Genomic DNA, 26274 nt, shown 5'->3' on the forward strand with positions numbered 1-26274 from the left:
AGCAGCATATACATGAAAAAAAATCTAATTGTATTTGGTACACGACCAGAAGCCATCAAAATGGCGCCGTTGGTAAAAGAATTTTTAAAGCATCAAGATACTTTTGAAACGAAAGTTTGTATCACAGCACAACACAGAGAAATGCTAGATCAAGTACTTTCGTTCTTCGAAATTACACCAGATTACGATTTAGATTTAATGAAGCCTAACCAAAACTTATATGGGTTAACTTCAGACATTATCATGAACTTAAAACCTGTGCTTGAGGAGTTTCAACCAGATTACGTATACGTTCACGGAGATACAACGACAACTATGGCAACAAGTATTGCAGCCTTTTATTCAGGTGCAAAAGTATGTCATGTAGAAGCAGGATTGCGTACGTTTAACAAGCGTTCTCCGTTTCCAGAAGAAATCAACAGATGTGTTACAGGAAGTATTTGTGACTATCACTTTTCTCCAACAGAAACCTCAAAACAAAACCTGCTGAATGAAAATGTAGCAGATGAAAACATACTCATTACAGGAAATACCGTAATTGATGCATTACACTTTAGTGCAAACAAAGTAAAATCGGAAGGATTTCAAGATCAAGAAATAGAAGATGTAAAAGAAGTTCTCGATACCTCAAAACGATTGATATTAGTAACAGGACATCGTAGAGAAAATCACGGGCAAGGATTTATCAACATTTGTAGCGCGTTAAAGCAAATTGCTGTAAATCATCCTGATACGCAAATTATTTATCCTGTACATTTAAATCCGAATGTGCAAAAACCAGTATACGAACTATTAGCAGATATCGATAATGTGAATTTAATCAATCCGTTATCTTATCCAGCTTTTGTGTGGTTAATGGACAAATCGAGTTTAATCATTACAGATAGTGGCGGTGTACAAGAAGAAGCACCAAGTTTAGGAAAACCTGTATTGGTCATGCGTGATACTACAGAACGACCTGAAGCTGTAGACGCAGGAACGGTTTTATTAGTAGGAACAGACACTGATAAAATTATTACAGAAGCCACAAAATTACTAACAAACGAAGAAGCATATCACAAAATGAGCAAACTTCATAATCCGTATGGAGATGGAACAGCGTGTGATAAAATTGTAACATACATGTCAAAATTATAATACATCATGGCAAACAAACCAAGTGTTGTTATGGTAGGTCTAGGATATATTGGACTTCCTACAGCAGCGTTAATCGCAAGTAAAGAAATTAAAGTAACAGGAGTTGATGTTACGCAAAGTGTCGTAGATACGATTAACAAAGGAGAAATTCACATTGTAGAACCAGATTTAGATGGTTTGGTACACAAAGTAGTAAAAGATGGCTACTTACAAGCAAAAACAGCACCAGTGGAAGCTGATGTATATTTAATTGCGGTTCCAACACCTTTTAAGGGCGATCACGAACCAGATATTTCATATGTTGAAGCAGCTACCAGAGCGTTGTTGCCAACTTTAAAAGAAGGCGCGTTGGTTATTGTTGAATCGACAAGTCCTGTAGGAACAACCGAAAAAATGCAAGCCGTTATCAATGCGGAACGTCCTGAATTGGAAGGAAAAATATTCATGGCATACTGTCCAGAACGTGTATTGCCAGGAAACGTAATTTACGAATTGGAACACAATGACAGAGCCATTGGTGGAATTGACGAAGCTTCTACAGAAAGAGCAGTGCAATTTTACAGACATTTTGTAAAAGGAGAATTGCACAAAACCAATTCGAAAACTGCCGAAATGTGTAAATTGGTTGAAAACTCTTCAAGAGACGTTCAAATTGCGTTTGCAAACGAACTTTCTATGATTTGTGATGAAGCAGGAATCAATGTTTGGGAATTGATCAACTTAGCCAACAAACATCCACGTGTAAACATTTTACAGCCAGGAACAGGAGTTGGTGGGCATTGTATTGCTGTTGATCCATGGTTTATAGTATCTGAATTCCCAAAGCAAGCGAAAATCATTCGTGCTGCAAGAGAAATCAACAACTACAAAACCGAATGGGCAATTGAAAAAACAAAAAGTACCGCATTGCAATTCAAACTAGACAATGGACGCGATGCAAAAATTGCATGTATGGGATTGGCGTTTAAACCAAATATTGACGATTTACGCGAATCGCCAGCCTTATTAGTTGCCAATACATTAATGAATGATGGGTTTGATATTATGGCAGTAGAGCCAAATATAAAATCGCACAATGCATTTACAATATATGAGATTGAAGACGCGTTAGCTGATGCAGATATTATTGTATATTTGGTAGCACACAAAGAATTTGCTAGATTAGAGAAAACAAGCAATGCGCTTGATTTTTGTGGTGTTTTTAAGTAAATAAATACTTTCTTATGAGAAAATTAATTATAATAATGACAACTTTTATTTCAAGTTTTTGTTTTGCACAAAGTTTGACAAATGATGGCGCGTTAATTTCTCTACAAGAAAATGCAGTATTATATTCTGACGGAAGCATATTAAACAAAGGTGACGGGAAAATTATCGGAAATGGAGTTGTCAATTTTTCTTCCATGTCTAATACGATGAATATTAGTCCTGGTTTTGAAATAGGGCAATTGCTAATAAACTCTTCATTGATGAATGCTGACACCTCAAACATTACGATTGAAATTGCTGGAAATGCTGGTGTTGGACAAACAAACGGACATGATAATATAACCGTTGATGGCGATGTAACGTTGGATGGAAAATTAACTGTTACAAGCATGAATTATGTACCTTCACTTGGCGATGAGTTTAACATTTTGAATTACTCAGGTACGCTAACAGGTCAATTTGCTAGTTTAGAATTTGACAATGATTTTGCAGTAGATTATGCAACAGCAGGCGTTGTAAAACTTTTATATACAGGAACCTTGAGTGTGGATGATTTTTCTTTGGAAAAAATTACCATTTATCCAAATCCAACAAGCAATACGATTACCATTCAAACTTTAGATACGGTAAAAAAAGTAGCAGTATACAATCTTTTAGGAGTACAGGTTTTAGAATCTAAAAGTCAAAAACTAATAAACCTTCAGCAATTACCAGTTGGCACCTATCTATTAAAAATAGAAACGGAAGATGGTAAAGTTGGCATCAAAAAAATAATAAAAACATAGCGCTATGAAAAAAACGATTCTAATTTTCTTGTTCGTCTTTATTTTTTGTGGGTTGACTACGATATATGCGCAAGAATGTGGACAAGTTACATTAACCACTCAAACAGAGGTAGATGATTTTATAACAGCAAACGCAGGTAGCTGTAATGAATTTTATAATTTAATTATTGGATCAGGTAGTGTAGGAGGCTCTGACCCTATAACCGATATCTCAGGACTATCTTTTTTAACAGGAACTCCTTACGGTAATGGGGATATTACAATTAGGAACACTTCATTAACATCTTTATCAGGTTTAGAAAACCTAAATACTAGTGTTGATGATATTCTTATTTATAATAATCCTTTTCTTCAAAATTTAAATGGATTGCAAGGTATGCCTAGTTGTGAAAAACTAGCTTTAACTAACAACTCAACATTAACATCCCTTGATGCAATAGCGAATATGAATATAGTTGGTGATCATAGTAGAGCAAAGCTTACAATTATTAATTGTGACCAATTACAGAATATCAATTTGCCAAATATTACTAGTTTAAATCAATTAGAAATAACATCAAATAATAATTTAGCAAATGTTGCGATAGGATCAAATACAATAATGCCATTAGTATATGCTAAGATTGAGTATAATAACGCATTAGTAGATATAGCGGGCTTTACAATTCAAAGCTTAACGCCTGCAAATTGGGATGCTGTTTTTACTGTAAGAGGTAATAATAGCATGACAGCATTATCCTTTTTACAAGGTTTTTACAATCTATCAGCAGAGATTGAAATTGAAAGTAATGCACAACTTAGTAATCTTGATGAATTATCAAGTATTACTGAGATAAGTTCACTTAAAATTCATAATAACGCTAATATTACGAGTTTATTTACACCAACTACGAACTTATTAATAAACTCTGGTTTTACAATTACAAGTAATCTAAATTTAGTTGACATTAGTGGATTGGCTAATATGACATTTGGTTCATCAGGTTCTCGCGAAATTAGCGGTAATATTAATTTAGATGAATGCTGCGTAGTTAAACTTGCCAATAGATCTATAACTGTTTTTGGAAATAATACAAATTGTGCTTCCAATGATGCAATCATTGATTACTGTGGTGTTGATGGATTAGTTGATAATTGCATGGATATTTCAAATCCTAACCAAGAAGATACTGATGGAGATGGTGTAGGTGATGCTTGTGATAATTGCTTGAATACAGTCAACCCAAACCAATTAGATGCTAACGGAGATGGTATTGGTGATGCGTGTCAATCATCAGCAGGAACCGATACTGGTTTTGTTGGAATTAGCACCACAACACCAAAGAGTAAGCTCCATGTAGAAGATGGAGATGTATTTATAAGTAATATTTACAGAGGAGTTATTATGAAAGCTCCAAACGGAAAATGTTTTAGATACAGACCAAATAATGTTGGACAATTAATAGGAGTAGAAATTCCCTGTCCAAATTAAACAGTGCAACATGTAGCACTATTTACAAAGAATTAACTAGATTAGAAAAATAATAAAACGTTAGATTTTTAGAAGAATTTATAAATAAATTACAATCATGAGAAAACTATTTTTAATTTTAATTGCAATTGCTTTAGTAGCATGCGGAGATGATAAAAAGAAACCAACAGATGCAGATACTTCTAAGGTTACAGATGTAAAGGAAAAAGCGCTTAGCAAAGTAGAAGAAATTGCAAAAAAATATAATTTTGAAAAGGTTGACAACTTACTAGAAAATCCAAGCTTGGTAAACCTAACCAGCGAGAGTCATGCTTTTTCAGAAGATATCGTTTTTGAAGAAGTAAACATTTTAAAAACAGGAGAAGATACGTATTCACTAATTTTAGTTTTTAATGAAAAAACTACAAATTTTGATGTGTACAATAATTGGCAAATTGCCATCATTGCAACGGCAAAAGATCCATCTAAATTTAAAGATCCTGCAATTCGATCTAAAGGAAGCAAAACCAATGGTATAAAAGCCAAAACAGTATTGATGGGGAATGAAATTGTGGCTTCAGGTACATTTAGCTTAGCGCCAAAAGAATTTACATTTATTCGATTTTACTTGTACGACGCTTCTAACAATAAAAACACTAATTACTATACTTTAAAAGATGTAACGATCCCATAACTTTAAAAGAATGGTAAAAAAACTATATCAAAATATATACGTATACTTGATTGTTTTACTGCTGGTTGCTGACTTTGTTACTAAAATGATAGTTAGACTAACGGACTTACAACTAAACTATTACCCTAGTACCATCGTAAAAGCTTTGTTGATCTGTTTTACACTCTTTTTTTTTTTAAAATTAGGAGATAAAAAAGCTTGGACGTATGTTGTAGCGATTTTAGTAATATTTCTATTAGGATTAGTATTTGACCCAGAAAGACAATTAAGTTTAGGCTATATAAATGGTAAGTTTTACTATTTCATCAGGCATTTATATTTCTTTTTACTCATTCCAATTCTTGCAAACCTTTCCCAAGAAACCTGGAAAAAGATTATAAAAATATTGATAATTTTTGCAAAAGTGAATGCCATATTTATAGTATTGGGGTTGCTTTTTGACATTAACGTATTCAAATCGTATCCGTATACAAATAGATTTGGTTTTAATGGATTGTTACCAATTCAAGGAGCTGGAACCTTTTATTATATTTTTGTAATTTCTATCGTATATTATAAAGGTTTTACGGAGTACAGAAATTTCAAAAAAATAAACCGTTCCACACTGCTAGATTTTATAATTTTAGTAGTTGCAGCGTTACTATTAGGAACCAAAGGTGCTTATTTATTTCTGTTTTTACTTTTATTGGCAGATGTGTTTTTTAGACAAGAAAGAAAACGCTTGGTATACTTTACCGTTGGTTCATTGACACTTTTGTTCGTTTTTTTTAGTGAAAAAATTGCGATAAATATGCTAAAATTAATGGACTTGTCTACCACAATTTATACGGACAATGGACTCATTACGGTATTATTATCGTACCGCGACTTACTCTTTATTAGTGCAATGGAATATATAGAAATCAACTGGAATGCAATTAATTATCTCATTGGTGGTACAAACTTTACGATACTAAAGGTAGAAATTGAGCTTGTCGATATCTTCTTATTTTTTGGTGTAGTAGGTATTATCATTTACCTATTCTTTGTAAAGTCGTATCTATTCTCAAAAAAAGAAGCGATATTGAATATCATATTAATACTCATATTTTTTATTGGTAACTTTTCAGGGAATTTTGTTTCTTCTATATCAAATACCACTTTCTTTGCGTTCTCGTTTTTATACTTGAAAAATAATTTTAGTTTTAATAAATAGTCAAACGTATAACAGCTATGAGTGTAAGTAATATACATAATTACATAGAACATCATAAAAGCAAAATATATACGTATTTGTTGATGTTAGTCGTTGCTACACTTTTTCTTAAAAAAGAAAACATTAACAGTATATCCATCATTTTACTTGCCGTTTTTTGGATTTTAGATGTGGGCAAAAATATAGGTTCATTATTAAAAAGTATAGTAAATCATAAACTTTTGCTATTCAATGTGATCTTTTTCTCAGCACTAATATATGGTTTGTTAATTTCTGAAAATCAGGCTTATGCACTAAAAATACTGCAAAGAAATCTTCCTTTTTTAATCTTTCCATTGGTTTTTTTAAGATTAAAAAAAGTAGACGTCAATGTCAATACCATAAAAATAACACTTATCGTTTCAGCGTTTATCGCTTCTATATATTGCGAAATAACTAATTTGGGAGAATGGCAACGATTTAATAACAGCGGTCAGTATGATTTTTCCATATACGACTACTTTACCTATCATTGGTTTACCTATACCAACCTAACCAAAGGCTTAGATTTGCAGGCTTCTTTTTTTGCATTGTACATTCTTACGGCGATCATTTTTATGTTAGAATACACGATATTTCATGAAAACAAGAAGAAAATACTCTTTAATCTTAGTTTGTTTTTGCTAGCCTACTTTACCTTATTCATGTTTCATTTATCGAGTAGAATAGGGCTAGTACTACTCATTGCCGTATTAGGATATTATTTCTTTAAACTGCGGATAAAGACGAAATACAAAGCTTTTATATTTTTAAGTGGTACAGTACTTTTAGGATTCATACTTTTTAATTCAGCCTTTATAGAAAGACTTAAAGAATTAAGAGTTACATTACAGGAAAATGTAGTTGATAAAGGTGACAACAAAGTAAACGCCAAGAAAATCAGAGTATATGCATTGCAGGCTTACGCGAATCAAGAACCAATAGATTTCTTCATAGGTCGCGGAACAGGCGACGCCCAAAAACATTTGGATGCGTTCTATGAAAAAAAAATAGTGAAAAATGTAACCACAGTGAAAGATGAGCAAAAGTGGAAATTTAAAGGAATGCACTATCACAATCAATTTATTCAAACAAATGTAGAAACGGGTATTTTTGGCTTGGTAGCATTGCTGCTTATCTTTTTCGGATCTTTACAAAAAGGACTGAAGCACAAAAGCAGAGCACACGTATTGTTCATTTTAATTTGTTTTTTATTCTTTGTAGCCGACTCCGTTTTAATGCGACAAAAAGGAGTTGTGTTTTTCGCTTTTTTCAACATATTATTTATACTAAACTACTACAGAAATGAAACTACTATACAAAATATTTAAAGGGACACCATTATTTTCGTATCCAATACTGAGAAAATTAAGAAATAAAGTATATCAAAAGCATTTTAACGCTAAAAACTTAAAAGTTGCGGAAAGTGTAAACTTAAGACCTTCTCATTTTATTGGTAAAACATCTATTTCTTTTGGAGAATCTGTTATATTAGACAAAGAAGTCATGATAGATTATACGTCGCCAGTTACAATTGGTAACTTTGTTACGGTATCTGAAGGTGTCAAAATCTTTACACACAATCACAGTGTTGATGACCAAATTGACATACAATACAGTGAAATTATAACTTATCCATTAGAAATTGATGATTATGCATGGATAGGTGCCAAAGCTATTATTTTACCAACCGTAAAAAAAATAGGATACGGAGCAGTCATTGCAGCAGGAGCTATTGTGACAAAAGAAGTAAAACCATATGAAGTTGTAGGTGGAAATCCAGCAAAAGTAATAAAGACAAGAAACCTAAAGCGTGATGATAAGCAAACTTAAAAGATTAATACTTCCATTTATTATAAACTTTTTGAGCTTATTTTTGTTTTGGTTGGCAGATGTTGCCATCATAGTAAAATATGATGTAGACACAGTTTCACAATGGGCACTTTTAAAATCTTTAATATTTATTTCAGGCTCGTTTATTAGCTTAGGAATTGACCAAGCCATCGTCCGCTTGAACCTAAACTATAAAGAAACACTATTACCTGTTTTGTTTCAAATAGTAGTCTTAACACTCTTAACATGCGGTATTTTATGGATATTTGATTATGATGTTTCCTATCCATATGTTTTTCTCATATTATTGTGCTACTCCACAATACTAATCTTATTTTCATTTGAAAGATCAAAACTAAACTATACGCGATCCATTTTCATTTTTCATTTCTGGCGTATTCTATTTTACGTACTCATTGTTTCCGCTACCTATAAACTTATTGAAATTCCGCTAGCAATAGCATTTATAAGCGCTATCATTTTCTTAGTTGGACCATTGCGTAAAATAAGTTTCAAAGCATCGTCATTTAAAAACTATAAACCAGCACTAAAAACAGGATTTTACTTTTTCTTGTCTACCTGTTCTTTAAACGTTATTTTATTTGTTGACCAGTTATTAATCAATGGTTTAGAAGATACAACAGCATCAGAAATACTATTCTCTCATGTGACTTTTTTCATTGCGCCATTTGCGGCTATCCTAAGCTTTTTAGGATTCTTATTAACTCCATTTTTAAGAGACAACAAACAAAAAGCATTATTATTTTTAGACAAATATCTTATACACATAGTTGTAGGTGGTGTCGTTATGGTTTTTTGTTACTATCTGTTTTCAGGTTGGCTATACAAATCGGTTAAAAAACAAGATCCAATAGCGTGGTTAGGTATTGTATTAACCTTCATTTTATACGCTCGGTACTTGTTATTGATACCAAGTGCTTATTTTGGTGCTTTTGGCGAGAATAAGCTCATTAGAAAGGTATCTATACGATATAATTTAGCTAATATTTTCTATATTTGCGCAGCTTTTATATTACTATACAAGTTTGGGCTAAGTATTTTAGTAGCTATTTCAAGCGCATTATTAATAACTTGGAGCTTAAGGGCTTTAATAGGATACATATGTTTATTTGAACTAAAAAGAGATACCTTAAGAACTAAAGAATGAAATTCCTTTTCTATATACTAACCTTTTTGGAGTTTTTCTTCATTATTTATATACTCTATAAAACAAAGAGACACGATAAAGTAAGGGAAGTTCTTTTTGATCCATTCGCTTTATTTTCTATTTGCTGGATTATTTGTTACAACCTAATTCCGTTGATAATGGTTTCAGGAAACAATTTCACATACACAGAAGAAGGAGAAGGTTATAGCGACGCAAGTATTTTTTTTAGCAAACTATTTCTCACGATATTCTACTTTGCTACCTTCATATTTTACACAGTCGTTAGTTCCACATTTAAGCTTTCAAAAAAACCGCCTTGGCCTAAATTTAAAAAATTAAATCTTGTAGAAAACATATTACTTTTTTTCTATTACATCATTGTTTTATTAGTGTCCATATCGCACATAAAATATATACTTGACATTGGTATTGGCGATTACTTTCAAAATAGAATTCTACTAAACAAAGGCTTAGGACTAATTTCTTTAATAATTTACTCAAGTAATATATTAATCCTAGTATTGCTAATCAATACGTATTTAAACAAAAGAAAAACACTAGTAAACTTAGCTAGAAAAATAGCCATATATCTTTCCGTAATCTTGTTTTCAGGAATATATTTGGTCATAGGAAGTAGATTATCGGTGATTCTCTTGCTCATTCAAATCGTATTTGCTTTTATCTATTTAAAAGAAAAAATCAAAAAAAAGTTTTTCATCAGAATAGGTGTTTTCATGTTTCTACTAATATCTTCATTATCCTTTTTTGGATTTATGAGAGTACGAGTAAAAAATACTCACCTAAATCTCTACGAAGAATTTGCAAAAGTATATGTTGAAAAAATAACAGAAAACCTCGTTGTAAACTTTGGTAAGTTTGAAAATATTGTGTGGATGAATGACAATATGGACAAATGGAGTCCGCTATACGGAAAAACATTCATGGCAGGATTCACCAACTTTGTTCCAAGAAAACTATGGAAAAACAAACCTTTAGGTGGCGGACCTGCAATGCGAAACTGGATAAAACCTGGAAGTTATGATCTTGATGCCAAAGATGCCAAAAATATCACATCAACCACAACAGGATATCCTACAGAATGCTACATGAATTTTCATGTATTCGGATTTATCGTAGGCGCATTCATATTAGCTTGTTTTTTAGCATTGCTTAAAAATATGCTCAATAGAATACATGGTGGCTTATTACAATTTTCAATCTATATCTATTTGTTAGTTGCTGTTTGCTTCGTTTTTCAATATGGAGAATTTTTAGGAATTTTCACTAGAACGCTTTTTGTTGTGTTACCATTTATAGTAATAATGTTCCTAGGTAAACTTAAATATGTTTTAAAAAAATGACATCTAAACCAGAAATTATTCTTATCATAAGAATAGCCAATATTGATGAGCGTGTTAGACTCTCTAAAAACGTACACTATTTTACGAGTAGAGATTATGGCTTGGAGCTTTGGAAAAAAAAGGGAACGCACAAAAGTATCTATAACGAAAAAGATATCTGCAAAACCTATAACTCCAAAGGAATCGAATACATCTTATGGATGACAGGCTTATTCTTTAGATTACTTTTTAGAAAAAGAAAAAAACTTGTATTTGTTTCGGGTTACGAAAGTGCACTCATGGTATACTTAGTAAGTCTCATCAGAGGCGGAGCGTATATTTATGACAATCCAGACAATTTTTATCAATCCAAGCAACTTCCAAAACTGCTAAAAAAGCTTGTTTTTTGGATAGATTGTAGAATAATCAATAGAGCCAGAATAACTGTTGTACCAGATCATAGCCGAATTCCAGGATACAACATAGATCATGACCGATTTTTAGTCATCAAAAATTTCCCTAGTCTTGTAGATTATAAAAAATCGGAAGCATTAGGACTCAAAAAAACACACAAACTAGTCTTATATACCAACGGTTGGTTGGTGCCAACTAGAGGCTTAAACATGATGTCTGAATTCATAGGAAAACTAGAAGATGGACTCGATTTAGAAATAAAAATAACAGGAAAAAAAGAAGGACTAGGAGAAAATATATTAGGCTCCAAATATGTAAACTATTTAGGTGTCGTTGACGCAACAACCTCATTAGCTCACTATTATACATCAGATGTAATACTCACATTTTACGATCCTGCTTTAGAAATAAACAGAAAAGCAAGTCCAAACAAATGGGGAGATGCATTAGTAACCAAAACGGTACCAATACTAAATAGTGAAATAGAAACAACAGGGAATTACTTTCCAGAAGGCGGATATTTTGCAATAAAATACAACGATGCTGATGCATTACATCAATTAACAATGGATTTATACAACGATAAAACCCTATTGGAGAATAAACAAAAAGAATTAAAACAAAATCCGATCTACTTTTGGGAAGATCAAATGGACAAATTACCACTAAGCAATGCTAAAAAATAAAACATTACTCATAACAGGAGGAACAGGTTCCTTTGGAAATGCTGTATTAAACAGATTTTTAGATACAGATCACTTTAGTGAAATACGTGTATTCTCTAGAGATGAAAAAAAACAAGAAGACCAACGAAGAAGATTATCACATCCAAAAGTAAAATTTTACATTGGCGATGTTAGAGATCCACAATCAGTTGAAACTGCCGTAAGAGGTGTCGACTACATATTTCATGCAGCCGCACTAAAACAAGTACCATCATGTGAGTTTTTCCCTGTAGAAGCCGTAAAAACAAACGTATTAGGTACAGAAAACGTACTAGAGGCAGCCATTAGAAACAATGTAAAAAATGTAGTTGTATTAAGTACAGATAAAGCCGTATATCCAATCAATGCTATGGGAATCTCCAAAGCCATGATGGAAAAAGTATTAGTCGCAAAATCTAGAAACGCAGGAAATACGGTAATCTCAGGAACACGTTACGGAAACGTAATGGCATCAAGAGGTTCTGTAATTCCACTATTTGTAGATCAAATAAAAGCGAATCAAAACTTAACGCTGACAGATCCAAGTATGACGCGTTTTATGATGACACTAGAAGATGCTGTAGATTTAGTGTTATTTGCGTTTGAACATGCAAATGCAGGCGATATGTTTGTGCAAAAAGCACCAGCAGCAACGGTAGAAACTTTAGCAAAAGCATTGTTAGAAATGTATGAAAGTGACAGTGAAATTAAAGTCATTGGAACGCGTCACGGAGAAAAACTATACGAATCGTTGTTGACCAGAGAAGAAAAAATAAAAGCGGAAGACATGGGCGATTACTATCGAATTCCAGCCGACAACAGAGACCTAAACTATGCCAACTACTTCTCAGAAGGAGAAATAGACATGAGTACGGTAGAAGATTATCATTCGCACAATACAGATCGCTTAGATATTGAAGGAATGAAAAAATTACTATTAAAACTAGACTTCATTCGCGAAGACGTGAAGTAAGTATGCATAATGAGTAAAATAGTACCAAAAATCATTACTGGCGGAAACTACACGGACGAACGCGGACAACTCGAATTTTTCAACGAGTTTGACATGTCGTCCATAAAACGTGTATACTTCACAACACATTTCGATACGGAAGTTATTCGTGCTTGGCAAGGACATATCATAGAAAGCCGCTGGTTTCGCTGTGTGCAAGGAAGTTTTTCGGTAAAATTGGTTGCAATTGACAACTGGGAAAACCCTTCAGATGATTTAAAAGTGTACGAATATGAACTCACTGCGGAAAAGCAAGAAATACTATACATTCCAAATGGATTTGCAAACGGTTTCAAAGCTTTAGAAGCAAATGCAAAACTCATGATTATGTCCAATTATGGATTTAATGAAATAGAAAACGATCAAGTACGATTTGATCAAAACAAATGGACCAAATGGGACAACTAATAAAAGTAGGAATCACAGGACAAGGTGGTTTTATGGGAAGTCACTTATACAACTTCTTAGGAACAAAATCAGCAGAAATTCAACGAATCAGTTTTGAAAGAAACTACTTCGAAAATGAATTAATATTGCAAAACTTTGTAAAATCATGTGACGTCATTGTTCACATTGCAGCAATGAATCGTCATGAAGATCAGCAAGTCATTTATGATATCAATGTTGGTTTAGTGCAAAAACTAGTTAGTGCATGTGAAGCAACAAATTCCACACCAAAAATTATCTTTTCATCCTCTACTCAAGAAGAAAGAGATAATCTATACGGAAAATCAAAACGTGACGGAAGACAGCTCTTAGAAAATTGGGCAACCAAAACAGGAGGAAAAGTTGCTTCTTTAATCATTCCAAACGTATTTGGACCTTTTGGAAAACCATTTTACAACTCGTTCATTGCAACATTTTCGCATCAAATAGTACAAGGTGAGCAACCAACAGTAATTAATGATAGTACGGTTAACCTCATCTACATTAACGAGCTTTCGCAAGCGTTTTATGAAGAAATCATAGCAAAAGATGCTCCCAAAGCAATAGACGCATTTATTGTTCCACATACATCATCACGTAAAGTATCTGAAATCTTAGGATTACTAAAAGATTTCAAAATTCAATATGTTGATAACGGACAAGTGCCAAAAGTAGACTTAAACTCGTTCGAATTGGACTTATTCAACACATTTACGAGTTTCATCCCAAAAGACTATTTCCCAAGAAAATTTACAAAACATACCGATAATCGTGGTGCATTTGTAGAAATTATGCGTGCAGGAACTGCCGGACAATCTTCGTACTCTACAACAGTGCCAGGAATCACACGTGGAAACCATTACCATACACGAAAAGTAGAACGTTTTGCAGTCATTAGTGGAAAAGCGTCTATCAAACTTCGAAAAATTGATTCAGATGAAGTCTTTGAATACATCTTAGACGGTGCTGAACCTGCGTATGTTGATATGCCAATTTGGTACACACACAACATCAAAAACATTGGAGATACAGAACTAATTACACTATTTTGGATCAACGAACCGTACGATCCAAAAGATGCTGATACGTATTTTGTAGAGGTGTAATCGTAAATTACATCACAACAAGTCCTTTTAACTTTACCTTAAAGTTATTAAACCGACGGTTTTTGTAGATATTCGATTATATCCGCTAAGAATGCAATAAAAATACTAAGTTTGTACTCTTAAAATTTTTTGGATGAAAAAACTAAAAGTAGTTACGGTAGTAGGAACGCGACCAGAAATTATTAGATTATCGTGTACACTAATTGCATTAGACAAAAGTGATGCCATCGAACATATTTTAGTCCACACAGGACAAAACTATGACTATGAGTTAAATGAAATATTCTTTGAAGATTTAGGGTTGAGAAAACCTGACCACTTCTTAGAAGCTGCAGGAAAAAATGCCACGGAAACCGTTGGAAACATTTTAATAAAAATAGATCCAATCTTAGAACAAGAAAATCCAGATGCATTCTTAGTATTGGGAGATACAAACTCTTGTTTATGTGCTATTCCAGCCAAAAAACGTAAAATTCCTGTATTCCATATGGAAGCTGGAAATCGTTGTTTCGATCAGCGTGTGCCAGAAGAAACCAATCGTAAAATTGTAGATCACGTATCAGATATCAATCTTACCTACAGTAGCATTGCTCGTGAATACTTGCTACGCGAAGGACTTTCGCCTGATAGAGTTATCAAAACTGGAAGTCCAATGTATGAAGTTCTGCATAAATTTCTACCAAAAATTGAAGCTTCAGACGTACTAAACAAACTAGGATTAGAAAAACATAAATTCTTTGTCGTTTCATCACACAGAGAAGAAAACATCAGCAATCCAAAAAACTTTAAAGGACTCATTGATTCTTTAAACCTAATTGCAGAAACGTACGATTATCCAATTATCGTTTCAACACATCCAAGAACGCGAAACATGTTGAACAACAAAGACATGCAAACGCATAAAAATATTCAATTCCTAAAGCCACTTGGATTCTCAGATTACAACGCACTACAAATGCATTCGTTTGCAGTACTATCAGATTCTGGAACCATTTCGGAAGAATCATCCATACTTAACTTTCATGCACTCAACATTCGTGAAGCGCACGAACGTCCAGAAGCCATGGAAGAAGCGTCTGTAATGATGGTAGGACTCAATCCTGAGCGTATTATGCAAGGATTGGCAGCAGTAAGTGTACAAGAAAGAAGTCCAAAACGAAACTTCAGAGAAGTATACGATTATTCAATGCCGAATGTAAGTGAGAAAATGGTGCGAATTATTCTTTCGTACACAGATTATGTAAAAAGAGTTGTTTGGAGTGAAGGCTAAAAATATAGTAATTGCGACATGTGTATTTCCGCCAGAACCTGTGGTTTCGGCTACAATATCATTGGATTTAGCTAACTATTTAGCCAAAGACAATACGGTTACTGTAATAAGTCCAAAACCAACACGACCTGAAGGGTATAACTTTGAGGACAATCCAGTTGACAAAAACAGGCAATTCAAGCATGTGGTTGTAGACTCATACACAAGTCCAAAATCGAAAATATTACCACGCTTTTACGAAAGCTACAGTTTAGGAAAACACATTGTAAAATATATCAAGAAAAACAAAGAAAACATTGATGTTGTCTATATCAATTCGTGGCCGTTGGCTTCCCAATATCTAATTGTAAAAGTCTGTAAAAAGCTGAACATAGAAACCGTAGTACATATTCAGGACATATATCCAGAAACGCTTATCAACAAGCTTCCTGCGCTAAAATCACTCTTTTACAAACTATTATTGCCATTAGATATATACATCTTAAAAAATGCGAGAACAGTTGTAACCATTTCCTCAGGAATGAAAAAACACTTGGTAGCGACAAGAAGGTTAGAAGAAAAAAACATTAAAATTGTGTACAATTGGCAAAACACTAAAAAAGCAGCTGCCGCAAGCATAGAAAATGAACTCTTTACATTTGTATACCTTGGAAGTTTAAGTCCATCGGCACAAATAGAAAGTATTATAGAAGGTTTTGGAGCGCTCAACAGTTCCAAAGCTCAACTAATCATTGCAGGATCAGGTTCTGATGATGAAAAACTCAAAAAAATTGCAGAAAACTATCCTGAAGCAAACATTACTTTCACACTTGCACCATCTGATAAAGTAGCAGAAATACAAGCCAAAGCAGATGTTTTAGTACTATCATTACGAGAAGGAGTTGGTAAAATAGCACTTCCTTCAAAGCTAGTTTCGTACATGTTTTCAAAAAAACCTGTGCTGGCCATTGTGGAAAGTGACTGTGATATTGAAAAAATAATTTTAGATGCCGATTGTGGTTGGGTTGTACAACAAAACCAGCAAGAAGCGATCAAAAATAAAATGGCTGAATTGATCACAACGGATCAGAAAATCTTACTAGAAAAAGGAGCACGATCAGAAATATATGCAGCCCAAAACTTGTCAAGGGAAGTTAATTTGGAAAAATTATCGAAGATTATAACGAATGAAGTATGAAAATCAGACAACTAGAAATCAGTGATGTCGACAAAGTAGTTGAAATACATCAAAATACATTCAGTGGTTTTTTCCTAACGGAATTAGGTACGCGATTTCTAAAGCTATATTACGCTTCCATGATAAAAAATAAAGCGTCAACAATAGCGGTTGGTATCTATGCTGATGACGATAGCTTACTTGGGTTTTCAATAGGAAGTACACAATCAAAAGGATACTACAAAAGAATCTTAAAAAGCAATTTCTTTAAATTCTGTTTAATTGGAATTTATCTAGTATTTACAAAACCGATGGCGATCATTAGGTTGATGAAAAATATGGATAAAGTAAAAAAAGAATCTGATGATGGTTTGTATTGTGAACTCTTATCCATAGGTATCAGCGCTGACCAAAAAGGAAAAGGCTACGGAAAAGTTTTGCTGGAAGCCTTTGAAAAAGAAGCCGAAAAAAGAAACTTAAAGAAAATTACACTGACCACAGATTACGAAAATAACGATGGAGTAATAGCTTTTTATAAAAAAGCAGGCTATGAAGTTTTTTATGAGTTCACGACGTATCCTAATAGAAAAATGTATAAATTTATCAAAACAGTATAATGAAAATATTTTGTGTTGGCTTCCATATGGAAGGTGTTGAAGCTTTTGATTTTTTAGCTAAAAATTACAATGTTGTTGGACTAATGACACTTAATACGGATGCTGCAAGTAAACGAAGTGGCGTATTCAACTTTCAATCATTTTCTGAAGAAGCAAATATACCGTACTATGAGGTAAAACATATCAATGATGAAAGCTCCGTAGACATCATAAAAAATCATGCACCTGATATTCTAATCGTTTTAGGTTGGAGTCAACTTTTAAACGAAGAAGTATTGTCTATTCCAACAATTGGAACCATTGGAGCACATGCTTCCTTACTGCCAAAAATGAGAGGTAGTGCACCTATAAATTGGGCAATCATCAAAGGAGAAGAAAAAACAGGAAACACACTAATGTGGCTCAATATTGGTGTGGATACAGGAAAAATAATTGATCAATACGAATTCGAAATCAACATATACGATTCCTGCAATACCTTATATGAAAATGTTGCCAAATCAAACAAAATAATGTTAGAAAGATCCTTGCCATTAATAGAAAAAAATGGTCAAATTGGAACGGTTCAAGAAGAAGGCGACGAAGACATACTTCCAAGAAGAAGACCAAAAGACGGACTGATTGATTTCAACAAAAATACAATAGAAGTATATAACTTTGTGCGTGCGTTAACGCGTCCGTATCCAGGAGCATTTTTTCAATACAATGATCAAAAAGTAATCATTTGGAAAGCTTCGTATTCAAAACAATATAAAGCTTCCGCAGAATCAGGAGTTGTGGTAGATTACATATACAGTTTTGATGATACTGATTGTGCTGTCCTGATATCAACAAAAGATGGAGCAATAATCATCAATGAAATTGAAACAGAAACTAAAATTATCAAAGGGAAAGACCTACATAATTTCTTTAAATTAAATGATAAAATATGAGTAAAAAAGTTTTAGTAATAGCCGCGCATCCAGATGATGAATTGCTAGGTTGTGGAGGCGCCGTAGCGTTGCATACTAAAAATGGAGATGAAGTTACTTCTATAATTGTTTGTGAAGGCGATTCGTTACGATATGACGACATAAGTTCTCAGCATCAAAGTCAAATATTTCAAGCAGCTGAAGTATTAGGTGTCAAAGATGTTCGTTCGTTAAAATTTCCAGATCAAAAACTAGAAACGGTAATACTAACAGATTTAATTCAGCCAATACTAGACATTATCAGAGAAGTAAAACCTCAAATAGTATACTGTCAATATGGAGGCGATGTCAATAGAGATCATAAAATTCTATTTGAAGCCATATTAGTAGCTACCAGACCAACAGAAGAATTCATAGAAACAGTATATGCTTTTGATACGGTTTCCTCAACAGAATGGGGATATCCTAGAAACTTTGTTCCAGATACTTGGATAGACATAACGTCAACATTAGAAACAAAGCTAGAAGCAATGTCTAAGTACGAAACAGAACTTAGAGACTATCCACATCCGAGATCGTTAAAAGCGTTGGAATACAAAGCGTATGCAGCAGGAAATGAATGCTTAATGGAAGCTGCAGAATGTTTTATGACGATACGAAAAACAATACGAAATGGAAAGCCTTATTAACAGATTTGTTGCACTCATTGCCATATTGATATTAAGTCCAATCCTTATTTTTGTAGCCATAGGAATCTTAATCTCCGATTTTGGTCCTATCATATACACAGCAAAAAGAGCTGGAAAAGACGGAAAAGTCTTGGGCGTATACAAATTCAGATCAATGAGGATTTCCAACAAAAAAGAATCAAAAATTACCAGTAAAAATGATTCTAGAATATTTGGTTTTGGAAAATTTATCAGACTCGTAAAAGTTGACGAATTACCGCAACTCTTCAATATTCTAAAAGGAGAAATGAACATCATAGGACCACGACCAGAAGATCTCTCCATTGTAGAAGATCACTATGACGATATCATGATGGAAAGTTTAACGGTAAATCCTGGTTTGGCAAGTCCAGGGAGTTTATACAATTATACACACATAGAAGATAGCTTAGATGAAGGCAATGCCGAAGAAACGTATATCAAAGAAATACTACCCTTAAAAGTAAAAATTGATGTCGTATATGTTAGAAATAAGTCTTTATTTTACGATTTCAGCATTATTATAAAAACAGTTATTATTATAGTTCAGAGATCATTTGGGAAAAAAGACTTTCCTTTGCCAAAAGAATATCATCTAGCTCAAAAACTTTAATTTAATATGGAAACAATAAAAAAAATCCCTTTTGCTAAAATTCATATCAGCAACAAAGAAAGAGAATTAGTAAAAGAAGTTTTAGACAGTGGTTGGTTGACAACAGCTGGAAAAACATTAGAGTTTGAAAAAAGATTCGCAGCATATGTTGATGCTCCGTATGCCTGTGCAGTGAATTCCTGTACTGCAGCATTACATTTAGGTCTTGAAGCCTTAGGTGTAAAAGCAGATGATGAAGTATTTGTCCCATCAATGACATTTACAGCTTCAGCAGAAGTTATAAGATACTTAGGTGCGCATCCTGTTCTTGTAGATACAGAATACAGAACCAACTTAATAACTCCTGAAATTTTAACAGCAGCTATTGAAAAACATCCAAATGTAAAAGTGTTAGTAATTGTTCATTTCTCTGGACAAGCATCAGACATGCCAAAAATAAAAAGCATCTGTGACCAACATGGCATCAAAATAATGGAAGATGCTGCACATGCATTTCCAACAAAATGTGATGGAAAATATATTGGTGGTTTTGGAGATATTACTTGCTTTAGTTTCTATGCCAATAAAACAATCACAACAGGAGAAGGCGGAATGTTAGTAACGTCCAATGAAGAAATATACAAAAGAGTAAAAGTAATGCGTTTGCACGGAATCAACAGAGATGTTTGGGACCGATTTAACTCCGACAAACCTTCTTGGGAATACGATGTTGTAGAAGCTGGATACAAATACAACATGCCCGATTTAAGCGCGGCAGTTGGTTTAGGACAACTCGATCAAGCAGCGCAATTTAGAGACGAAAGACAAAAAGCAGTAGAATGGTATTATGAAGAACTCAAAGATATGCCAATGCTCGATTTACCAATTTGTCACGGCAAACTCGAAGATCATTCATGGCATTTATTCATCATAGTGCTAAACGAATCTGCAAAAATCTCAAGAAATCTACTCATAGAAAAGTTAGCTGAATTTGGAATTGGAACCTCAGTTCATTACAAGCCATTACATCAAATGACATACTATAAAGAAAAATATAAACTCAACACAGAAGATTATCCTTCAGCCGAAAAAACATGGCAAGGAAATGTCTCTCTGCCTTTATATCCGTTCATGAGTCATGAAGATGTAAAATATGTATGCGATAAAATAAAACTACTACTAGCACAATAGGCTGGTAGTAGTTTTTTTGATGAGTTGCAGTAGTATAATCAGAGTACAACTCATGCCAAATACAATATTTCATGCCATGAGGTTTGCCCGAAAATCATTTCCTGTGACTATAAAATAAAACACCTTGACGAAAACCGAAAAAAATATAAAACGTGTCTTTGATGTTTTTTTCGCATGCGTCGGATTAGTACTCATAGGTTGGTTTATACTATTGATGATCCTAATTTCAAAAATTGTTATTGGCGGAAATGGAATATTCAAGCAAAAACGAGTTGGTCAGCACGCTAAACTATTTACGATCTATAAAATAGAAACCATTCATCCTGAAGAAGCAAAAAAAGAAACGCCTCATATCTCAAGATTAGGTACATATATAAGAAAATACAAAATAGATGAATTTCCTCAACTGTGGAATGTATTACAAGGAACGATGAGTTTTGTAGGACCGCGACCAGATATTGTTGGTTTTGCAGACCAATTAGAAGGAGAAGCCAAAATAATACTCACGGTAAAACCAGGAATCACAGGACCAGCAACAGTACACTTCCGAAATGAAGAAGCAATACTAAAAGCGCAAGAAAATCCAGAAATCTATAACAAAGAAGTCATCTGGCCACAAAAAGTAGCACGCAACATACGCTACGTAAAAGAATATCGTTTCATGAAAGACATTCACTATATATTTAAAACATTTTTTTCATAAACATGTCAAAAATCAAACTCTCTTCAGCACATTTAAGCGGTCATGAACTGCCGTACATTCAAGCAGCACTTGATGAGAATCAAGTATCTGTATATGGAGAAAATTTGACAGCCTTTGAAAACGAATTAGAACACTACCTAGCACAAGATGTAAAAGTTGCGTGTACCATCTCGGGAACGGCAGCACTACACTTGGCACTTATGTTGGCAAATGTAACGCAAGGCGATGAAGTATTATGTCAAAATATGACCTATGCAGCTTCGGTAAATCCTGTGCTCTATCAAAAAGCAATGCCCATATTCATCGGAAGTGAACAAGAAACATGGAATATGTGTCCAAAAGCACTTGAAGAAGCCATAAAAGATAGTATTTCCGCAGGAAAAAAGCCAAAAGCCATCATCGTAGTACATTCATACGGAATGCCCGCCAAAATGGATGAAATTTTAGCACTAGCATCACAATACAACATTATACTCATAGAAGATGCCGCAGAAGCATTAGGCGCCAGCTACAAAGGACAAAAATGTGGTACTTTTGGCGATTTTAGTATGCTGTCATTCAATGGAAACAAAATCATTACAACCGCTGGCGGCGGCGCTATTGTCTGTAAAAACGAAGCTGCAAAAAACAAAGCCATCTTTTTAGCTACACAAGCCAGAGACCAAGCACCGCACTATCAACACTCTGAAATAGGCTATAACTATCGCATGAGCAACATCAATGCAGCAATTGGTAGAGGACAAATGAAAGTCTTGAAAAAGCACATTTCGCTTCGTAGAGAAAACAACCAATTTTACAAAGATGCATTTGCTAAAATAAAAGGAATAACGCTATTGCAAGAAGTTTCAAGTGGCTACATATCAAATCATTGGCTAACGTGTATTCTTATTGATGAAGACGAAACAGGATGCAGTAGAGAAGATGTACGTCTACATTTACAACAACACAATATCGAATCTAGGCCACTTTGGAAACCCTTACATTTGCAACCTATATTTGCTAAATATGCATATTATGGTACAAATTATTGTGAGAAATTATTCAAAACAGGATTATGTTTGCCGTCAGGCTCAAATTTGACAACACAAGAAAAACAAAGAATTGTAGAAGTAATAGCGAGTTTTCTAGCATAGAAACAAATAAATTAAGTAATTTGTATGCTAAAATATAAGAATCTGTTTTTGAGAAGATGAAGGTATTTAATTTGATAAGAATAAGAGAAGCTTTAAAACAAGTTTTGAAATCAAGTAAAAAACGTATTGATTTTAAAAACATAGGCTATTTACCAAGATGGCTTATTCTATGTTTTGATATGTTTATATGCTGTGTAGCACTTTTGCTAACAAGTGCCATTGTAAACAATATCAACATTAGTGATTTAAATGCGCATGCATCAGAAACATTTTTAGGATTAGCGCCACGAGCTGGTTTAATCCTAATAACAAACCTACTATTCTTTATATTTTTTAGAACGTATGCAGGACTTATCCGTCACTCAACGTTTATTGATGCCATAAAATTTTTCCTAGCATCTTTAGCAACATTAATCACATTACTTGTTGTCAACTATTCACATCTAATCATAAATGGCGATCCGTTATTTCTAACACCAAAGTTATTTATCTACTTTGTCATGTCGTTCTCGTTTTTACTACTCTTTAGGGTAATGGTAAAACAAGTATTTGAAGCATATTTTGACTATGCCACCAAAGAAGAACGTATCAGCGTCATGATTTACGGAATTGATGCCAATGCCATTGCCATATCAAATGCACTAAAAGTAGAACGACCTGTGCGTTACAAACTAGTTGGTTTCATTGACAAAAGAGGTAAAAACCAAAGTAAAGAAATCTTAGGATTACCCATCATTCATTACAAGCGGAAACTGTCAGTAATCATGCGTGCGTATGGCGCTAATGCCATCATACTAGCCGATCAATCGATCACACAAGAAGAACGTATCAAAATTGTAGATGAATGTTTAGAACACAACTTAAAAGTATTGCGTGCGCCGATCGTTTCGGACATGGAAGACAAAGAAAACGTTAACCTTGCGCAACAAATACAAAACGTTCAAATTGAAGACTTACTCGAAAGAGAACCGATTGTATTAAACAATAAACTGATTGCAAAAGAACTTTACAACCGACGCATCTTAGTTACAGGTGGCGCAGGATCTATTGGTAGTGAAATTGCACGACAAGTTGCCAACTACAAACCTGAAAAACTAATCATTGTCGATCAGGCAGAAACGCCATTGTATCAAATACAAATGGAAATCAAATCGAACTTTCCTGAACTCAATTTTGAAGCGGTCATTGCAGATGTTCGAGACAAAGACAAACTAGACAATATTTTTGGGCTCTACAAACCACAAGTAGTATACCATGCGGCAGCATACAAACATGTTCCGTTGATGGAAGACAATCCTTCACAAGCCATTTTTACCAATGTGATGGGGACCAAAAATGTAGCCGACACTGCTTTAGAACACAAAGTTGACAAATTTGTGCTGGTATCTACAGACAAAGCGGTAAACCCAAGTAACGTAATGGGAGCTTCCAAAAGAATTGCCGAAATATACGTGCAAACACTGCAAGAAGCATTTAAAAAAGATACACGCTATACAACGAACTATGTTACCACTCGTTTTGGAAATGTATTAGGTTCCAATGGTTCTGTTGTTCCACTATTCAAAAAACAAATTGCCGAAGGCGGACCATTGACCATTACACATCCAGATATCATTCGATACTTTATGACGATTCCAGAAGCGTGTCAATTGGTATTAGAAGCGGGCGCCATGGGACATGGAGGAGAAATTTACATCTTTGACATGGGAGAAGCTGTGAAAATTATCGACTTAGCGAAAAAAATTATCAAACTGGCAGGATTCATTCCAAACAAAGACATTGATATCAAAATCATTGGATTGCGTCCAGGAGAAAAATTATACGAAGAATTACTCAATGATAAATCGACAACATTGCCAACATACAATGAAAAAATCATGATTGCGCGTGGCGAATTATACGATTTTGAAATCATCAAGGACAACATTGCGGAACTCATTGATTCTGCATCACTTTTTAACAAAGTTGAGGTTGTAAAACGAATGAAAGCACTAGTTCCTGAATACAAGAGTATGAATTCTTCCTATGAAAAATTAGACAAAAAAGTAAAAGATACCAAAGTCAAAAAATTGAAAGACAAAAAAGTATCGTAAGACAACATAAAAAAATTAAAATAGTAGCTTGTCTCAAACAGCACTATAAAAAATTGCAACATAAAAGCACTAAAAATTAACAGATGAAAATAACTGTTGTAGGAACAGGATATGTAGGATTAGTCACAGGAACGTGCCTAGCTGAAACAGGAAATGATGTACTTTGTGTAGATATTGACAAACATAAAGTGGAACGTATGCAAAATGGAGAAGTTCCGATATATGAACCGCATTTAGATATACTTTTTGAACGTAACATAAACGCAGGACGTTTAAAATTTACGACTTCACTAGAAGAAGGACTTAGTCATGGAGAAATCATATTTTTAGCCTTACCAACGCCAGAAGACGAAGACGGATCAGCCGATTTATCATACGTATTAGGTGTTGCAGAAAATATTGGAAAACTCATGACCGAATATCGTGTCATTGTTGATAAAAGTACCGTGCCAGTTGGAACCGCAGAAAAAGTAACGGCTGTAATTGCAGAATATGCAACTGTAGAATTTGATGTAGTTTCAAACCCTGAATTTTTGCGTGAAGGTTTTGCGGTAGACGATTTTATGAAACCAGAACGCATTGTTATTGGTTCAAGTTCGGAAAGAGCAACGGCATTAATGCAGCGATTATACAAACCATTTGTGCGCTCTGGAAATCCAATACTTGTAATGGATGAAAAGTCAGCCGAATTAACAAAATATGCTTCAAACTCATTCCTTGCGGCGAAAATTACCTTTATGAACGAAATTGCAAACTTTTGTGAAAAAGTAGGCGCAGATGTTGATAAAGTTCGTATTGGTATGGGAACCGATTCGCGTATTGGAAAACGTTTTCTATTTCCAGGTATTGGATACGGAGGTTCGTGTTTTCCAAAAGATGTAAAAGCATTGCACAAATCGGGAAAAGACAACAACTACAACTTTCAAATATTAGATGCCGTGATCAATGTGAATGACAAGCAAAAAACGGCGTTAATTCCAAAAGTAGTAGCACATTTAGGCGAAGATTTATCAGGAAAAACCATTTCCTTATGGGGATTGGCGTTTAAACCTGAAACCGACGATATTCGCGAAGCACCATCATTATATATCATTGATGAATTGCTCGCTAAAGGCGCAAAAATAAAAGTATTTGATCCAGAAGCAATGGATAATGTACAAGCAAAACTTGGAGACAAACTTATTTATGCAGACAGTATGTACGGCGCTATTGAAAACACCGATGCGTTGATAATTTGTACAGAATGGAGCATCTTTAGAACACCAAATTTTGAAAAACTAAGACAAAATCTAAATCAACCCATCATTTTTGACGGAAGAAACTTATACGATGTCGCAGAAATGGAAAAAGAAGGATTTACCTATTTTTCTATAGGACGAAAAGAAGTTTTATAAACTCAAAAAAAGAAAC

At 33.9% G+C, this 26274-nt stretch carries 25 protein-coding genes; all 25 read left to right on the top strand.

What is annotated here, in order from left to right; translation table 11 throughout:
- Positions 1-12 precede the first annotated feature (12 nt).
- The 25 genes from wecB (AA089_RS02505) (at position 13) to AA089_RS02625 (ending at position 26258) form a co-directional block, all read left to right on the top strand.
- Positions 13-1137 (top strand): non-hydrolyzing UDP-N-acetylglucosamine 2-epimerase, encoded by a 1125-nt coding sequence (wecB, locus tag AA089_RS02505; protein ID WP_046755329.1) that lies wholly within the window; start codon positions 13-15, stop codon positions 1135-1137.
- A 6-nt stretch (positions 1138-1143) separates the two neighbouring features.
- Positions 1144-2346 (top strand): UDP-N-acetyl-D-mannosamine dehydrogenase, encoded by a 1203-nt coding sequence (wecC, locus tag AA089_RS02510; RefSeq protein ID WP_046755330.1) that lies wholly within the window; start codon positions 1144-1146, stop codon positions 2344-2346.
- Positions 2347-2360: 14 nt separating this feature from the next.
- Complete coding sequence (locus AA089_RS02515; protein WP_082113174.1) at positions 2361-3131, top strand: T9SS type A sorting domain-containing protein; 771 nt, start codon at positions 2361-2363, stop codon at positions 3129-3131.
- A gap of 4 nt (positions 3132-3135) precedes the next feature.
- A complete protein-coding gene (locus AA089_RS02520; protein WP_046755332.1) occupies positions 3136-4602 on the top strand; it encodes a thrombospondin type 3 repeat-containing protein in 1467 nt (488 codons plus the stop codon).
- A gap of 97 nt (positions 4603-4699) precedes the next feature.
- The gene (locus AA089_RS02525) at positions 4700-5275 is read left to right on the top strand and encodes a hypothetical protein (protein WP_046755333.1); all 576 of its coding nucleotides are present in this window, start codon (positions 4700-4702) and stop codon (positions 5273-5275) included.
- A 10-nt stretch (positions 5276-5285) separates the two neighbouring features.
- Entirely contained in the window at positions 5286-6470 is a 1185-nt protein-coding gene (locus AA089_RS02530) for a hypothetical protein (protein ID WP_046755334.1), read from the top strand.
- Positions 6471-6487: 17 nt separating this feature from the next.
- The gene (locus AA089_RS02535) at positions 6488-7819 is read left to right on the top strand and encodes an O-antigen ligase family protein (protein WP_082113175.1); all 1332 of its coding nucleotides are present in this window, start codon (positions 6488-6490) and stop codon (positions 7817-7819) included.
- Complete coding sequence (locus AA089_RS25730) at positions 7794-8321, top strand: acyltransferase (protein WP_053002166.1); 528 nt, start codon at positions 7794-7796, stop codon at positions 8319-8321. Before AA089_RS02535 ends, AA089_RS25730 begins: the two co-directional genes overlap by 26 nt.
- Positions 8322-8352: 31 nt before the next feature.
- Positions 8353-9489: a hypothetical protein gene (locus AA089_RS02545; protein WP_156168870.1), complete on the top strand. Its 1137-nt coding sequence runs from the start codon at positions 8353-8355 to the stop codon at positions 9487-9489.
- On the top strand, positions 9486-10850 hold the full coding sequence (locus AA089_RS02550; protein WP_082113176.1) for an O-antigen polymerase: 1365 nt from the start codon (positions 9486-9488) through the stop codon (positions 10848-10850). The genes AA089_RS02545 and AA089_RS02550 overlap by 4 nt, the downstream gene beginning before the upstream one ends.
- The gene (locus AA089_RS02555) at positions 10847-11929 is read left to right on the top strand and encodes a glycosyltransferase family protein (protein WP_046755338.1); all 1083 of its coding nucleotides are present in this window, start codon (positions 10847-10849) and stop codon (positions 11927-11929) included. The genes AA089_RS02550 and AA089_RS02555 overlap by 4 nt, the downstream gene beginning before the upstream one ends.
- Positions 11916-12920 carry a polysaccharide biosynthesis protein gene (locus tag AA089_RS02560; protein ID WP_046755339.1) on the top strand — a complete coding sequence of 335 codons (1005 nt, stop codon included), beginning with the start codon at positions 11916-11918 and terminating at the stop codon, positions 12918-12920. The genes AA089_RS02555 and AA089_RS02560 overlap by 14 nt, the downstream gene beginning before the upstream one ends.
- 9 nt (positions 12921-12929) lie before the next feature.
- Positions 12930-13367, top strand: a complete 438-nt coding sequence (locus AA089_RS02565; protein WP_046755340.1) for a dTDP-4-dehydrorhamnose 3,5-epimerase family protein — start codon at positions 12930-12932, stop codon at positions 13365-13367.
- Positions 13355-14491 (top strand): polysaccharide biosynthesis C-terminal domain-containing protein, encoded by a 1137-nt coding sequence (locus AA089_RS02570; protein ID WP_046755341.1) that lies wholly within the window; start codon positions 13355-13357, stop codon positions 14489-14491. Before AA089_RS02565 ends, AA089_RS02570 begins: the two co-directional genes overlap by 13 nt.
- A gap of 133 nt (positions 14492-14624) precedes the next feature.
- On the top strand, positions 14625-15761 hold the full coding sequence (wecB, locus tag AA089_RS02575; protein WP_046755342.1) for a non-hydrolyzing UDP-N-acetylglucosamine 2-epimerase: 1137 nt from the start codon (positions 14625-14627) through the stop codon (positions 15759-15761).
- Positions 15751-16938: a glycosyltransferase family 4 protein gene (locus AA089_RS02580; RefSeq protein ID WP_162200402.1), complete on the top strand. Its 1188-nt coding sequence runs from the start codon at positions 15751-15753 to the stop codon at positions 16936-16938. The genes wecB (AA089_RS02575) and AA089_RS02580 overlap by 11 nt, the downstream gene beginning before the upstream one ends.
- Positions 16935-17534 (top strand): GNAT family N-acetyltransferase, encoded by a 600-nt coding sequence (locus AA089_RS02585; RefSeq protein WP_046755343.1) that lies wholly within the window; start codon positions 16935-16937, stop codon positions 17532-17534. The genes AA089_RS02580 and AA089_RS02585 overlap by 4 nt, the downstream gene beginning before the upstream one ends.
- Positions 17534-18466, top strand: coding sequence for a methionyl-tRNA formyltransferase (locus tag AA089_RS02590; protein WP_053002168.1), 933 nt, complete (start codon positions 17534-17536; stop codon positions 18464-18466). Before AA089_RS02585 ends, AA089_RS02590 begins: the two co-directional genes overlap by 1 nt.
- Positions 18463-19134: a PIG-L deacetylase family protein gene (locus AA089_RS02595; protein ID WP_046755344.1), complete on the top strand. Its 672-nt coding sequence runs from the start codon at positions 18463-18465 to the stop codon at positions 19132-19134. Before AA089_RS02590 ends, AA089_RS02595 begins: the two co-directional genes overlap by 4 nt.
- Positions 19118-19765: a sugar transferase gene (locus AA089_RS02600; RefSeq protein WP_046755345.1), complete on the top strand. Its 648-nt coding sequence runs from the start codon at positions 19118-19120 to the stop codon at positions 19763-19765. Before AA089_RS02595 ends, AA089_RS02600 begins: the two co-directional genes overlap by 17 nt.
- A 6-nt stretch (positions 19766-19771) precedes the next feature.
- Positions 19772-20935: a DegT/DnrJ/EryC1/StrS family aminotransferase gene (locus AA089_RS02605; protein ID WP_046755346.1), complete on the top strand. Its 1164-nt coding sequence runs from the start codon at positions 19772-19774 to the stop codon at positions 20933-20935.
- Between the two features lie 124 nt (positions 20936-21059).
- Entirely contained in the window at positions 21060-21638 is a 579-nt protein-coding gene (locus AA089_RS02610) for a sugar transferase (RefSeq protein ID WP_046755347.1), read from the top strand.
- A gap of 2 nt (positions 21639-21640) precedes the next feature.
- Positions 21641-22771, top strand: coding sequence for a DegT/DnrJ/EryC1/StrS family aminotransferase (locus tag AA089_RS02615; protein WP_046755348.1), 1131 nt, complete (start codon positions 21641-21643; stop codon positions 22769-22771).
- A gap of 56 nt (positions 22772-22827) precedes the next feature.
- Positions 22828-24864 carry a polysaccharide biosynthesis protein gene (locus tag AA089_RS02620; RefSeq protein ID WP_053002169.1) on the top strand — a complete coding sequence of 679 codons (2037 nt, stop codon included), beginning with the start codon at positions 22828-22830 and terminating at the stop codon, positions 24862-24864.
- Between the two features lie 83 nt (positions 24865-24947).
- Positions 24948-26258 (top strand): UDP-glucose dehydrogenase family protein, encoded by a 1311-nt coding sequence (locus AA089_RS02625; RefSeq protein WP_046755349.1) that lies wholly within the window; start codon positions 24948-24950, stop codon positions 26256-26258.
- The last annotated feature ends 16 nt before the right edge of the window (positions 26259-26274 follow it).

Source organism: Kordia jejudonensis (assembly GCF_001005315.1).
GTDB classification, from domain to species: domain Bacteria; phylum Bacteroidota; class Bacteroidia; order Flavobacteriales; family Flavobacteriaceae; genus Kordia; species Kordia jejudonensis.

Excerpts from the sequence above, each read along its gene's own strand:
- wecB (WP_046755329.1), top strand. The coding sequence starts at position 13 with ATGAAAAAAAATCTAATTGTATTTGGTACACGACCAGAAGCCATCAAA.
- wecC (WP_046755330.1), top strand. The coding sequence starts at position 1,144 with ATGGCAAACAAACCAAGTGTTGTTATGGTAGGTCTAGGATATATTGGA.
- AA089_RS02515 (WP_082113174.1), top strand. The coding sequence starts at position 2,361 with ATGAGAAAATTAATTATAATAATGACAACTTTTATTTCAAGTTTTTGT.
- AA089_RS02520 (WP_046755332.1), top strand. The coding sequence starts at position 3,136 with ATGAAAAAAACGATTCTAATTTTCTTGTTCGTCTTTATTTTTTGTGGG.
- AA089_RS02525 (WP_046755333.1), top strand. The coding sequence starts at position 4,700 with ATGAGAAAACTATTTTTAATTTTAATTGCAATTGCTTTAGTAGCATGC.
- AA089_RS02530 (WP_046755334.1), top strand. The coding sequence starts at position 5,286 with ATGGTAAAAAAACTATATCAAAATATATACGTATACTTGATTGTTTTA.
- AA089_RS02535 (WP_082113175.1), top strand. The coding sequence starts at position 6,488 with ATGAGTGTAAGTAATATACATAATTACATAGAACATCATAAAAGCAAA.
- AA089_RS25730 (WP_053002166.1), top strand. The coding sequence starts at position 7,794 with ATGAAACTACTATACAAAATATTTAAAGGGACACCATTATTTTCGTAT.
- AA089_RS02550 (WP_082113176.1), top strand. The coding sequence starts at position 9,486 with ATGAAATTCCTTTTCTATATACTAACCTTTTTGGAGTTTTTCTTCATT.
- AA089_RS02555 (WP_046755338.1), top strand. The coding sequence starts at position 10,847 with ATGACATCTAAACCAGAAATTATTCTTATCATAAGAATAGCCAATATT.
- AA089_RS02560 (WP_046755339.1), top strand. The coding sequence starts at position 11,916 with ATGCTAAAAAATAAAACATTACTCATAACAGGAGGAACAGGTTCCTTT.
- AA089_RS02565 (WP_046755340.1), top strand. The coding sequence starts at position 12,930 with ATGAGTAAAATAGTACCAAAAATCATTACTGGCGGAAACTACACGGAC.
- AA089_RS02570 (WP_046755341.1), top strand. The coding sequence starts at position 13,355 with ATGGGACAACTAATAAAAGTAGGAATCACAGGACAAGGTGGTTTTATG.
- wecB (WP_046755342.1), top strand. The coding sequence starts at position 14,625 with ATGAAAAAACTAAAAGTAGTTACGGTAGTAGGAACGCGACCAGAAATT.
- AA089_RS02585 (WP_046755343.1), top strand. The coding sequence starts at position 16,935 with ATGAAAATCAGACAACTAGAAATCAGTGATGTCGACAAAGTAGTTGAA.
- AA089_RS02590 (WP_053002168.1), top strand. The coding sequence starts at position 17,534 with ATGAAAATATTTTGTGTTGGCTTCCATATGGAAGGTGTTGAAGCTTTT.
- AA089_RS02595 (WP_046755344.1), top strand. The coding sequence starts at position 18,463 with ATGAGTAAAAAAGTTTTAGTAATAGCCGCGCATCCAGATGATGAATTG.
- AA089_RS02600 (WP_046755345.1), top strand. The coding sequence starts at position 19,118 with ATGGAAAGCCTTATTAACAGATTTGTTGCACTCATTGCCATATTGATA.
- AA089_RS02605 (WP_046755346.1), top strand. The coding sequence starts at position 19,772 with ATGGAAACAATAAAAAAAATCCCTTTTGCTAAAATTCATATCAGCAAC.
- AA089_RS02615 (WP_046755348.1), top strand. The coding sequence starts at position 21,641 with ATGTCAAAAATCAAACTCTCTTCAGCACATTTAAGCGGTCATGAACTG.
- AA089_RS02620 (WP_053002169.1), top strand. The coding sequence starts at position 22,828 with ATGAAGGTATTTAATTTGATAAGAATAAGAGAAGCTTTAAAACAAGTT.
- AA089_RS02625 (WP_046755349.1), top strand. The coding sequence starts at position 24,948 with ATGAAAATAACTGTTGTAGGAACAGGATATGTAGGATTAGTCACAGGA.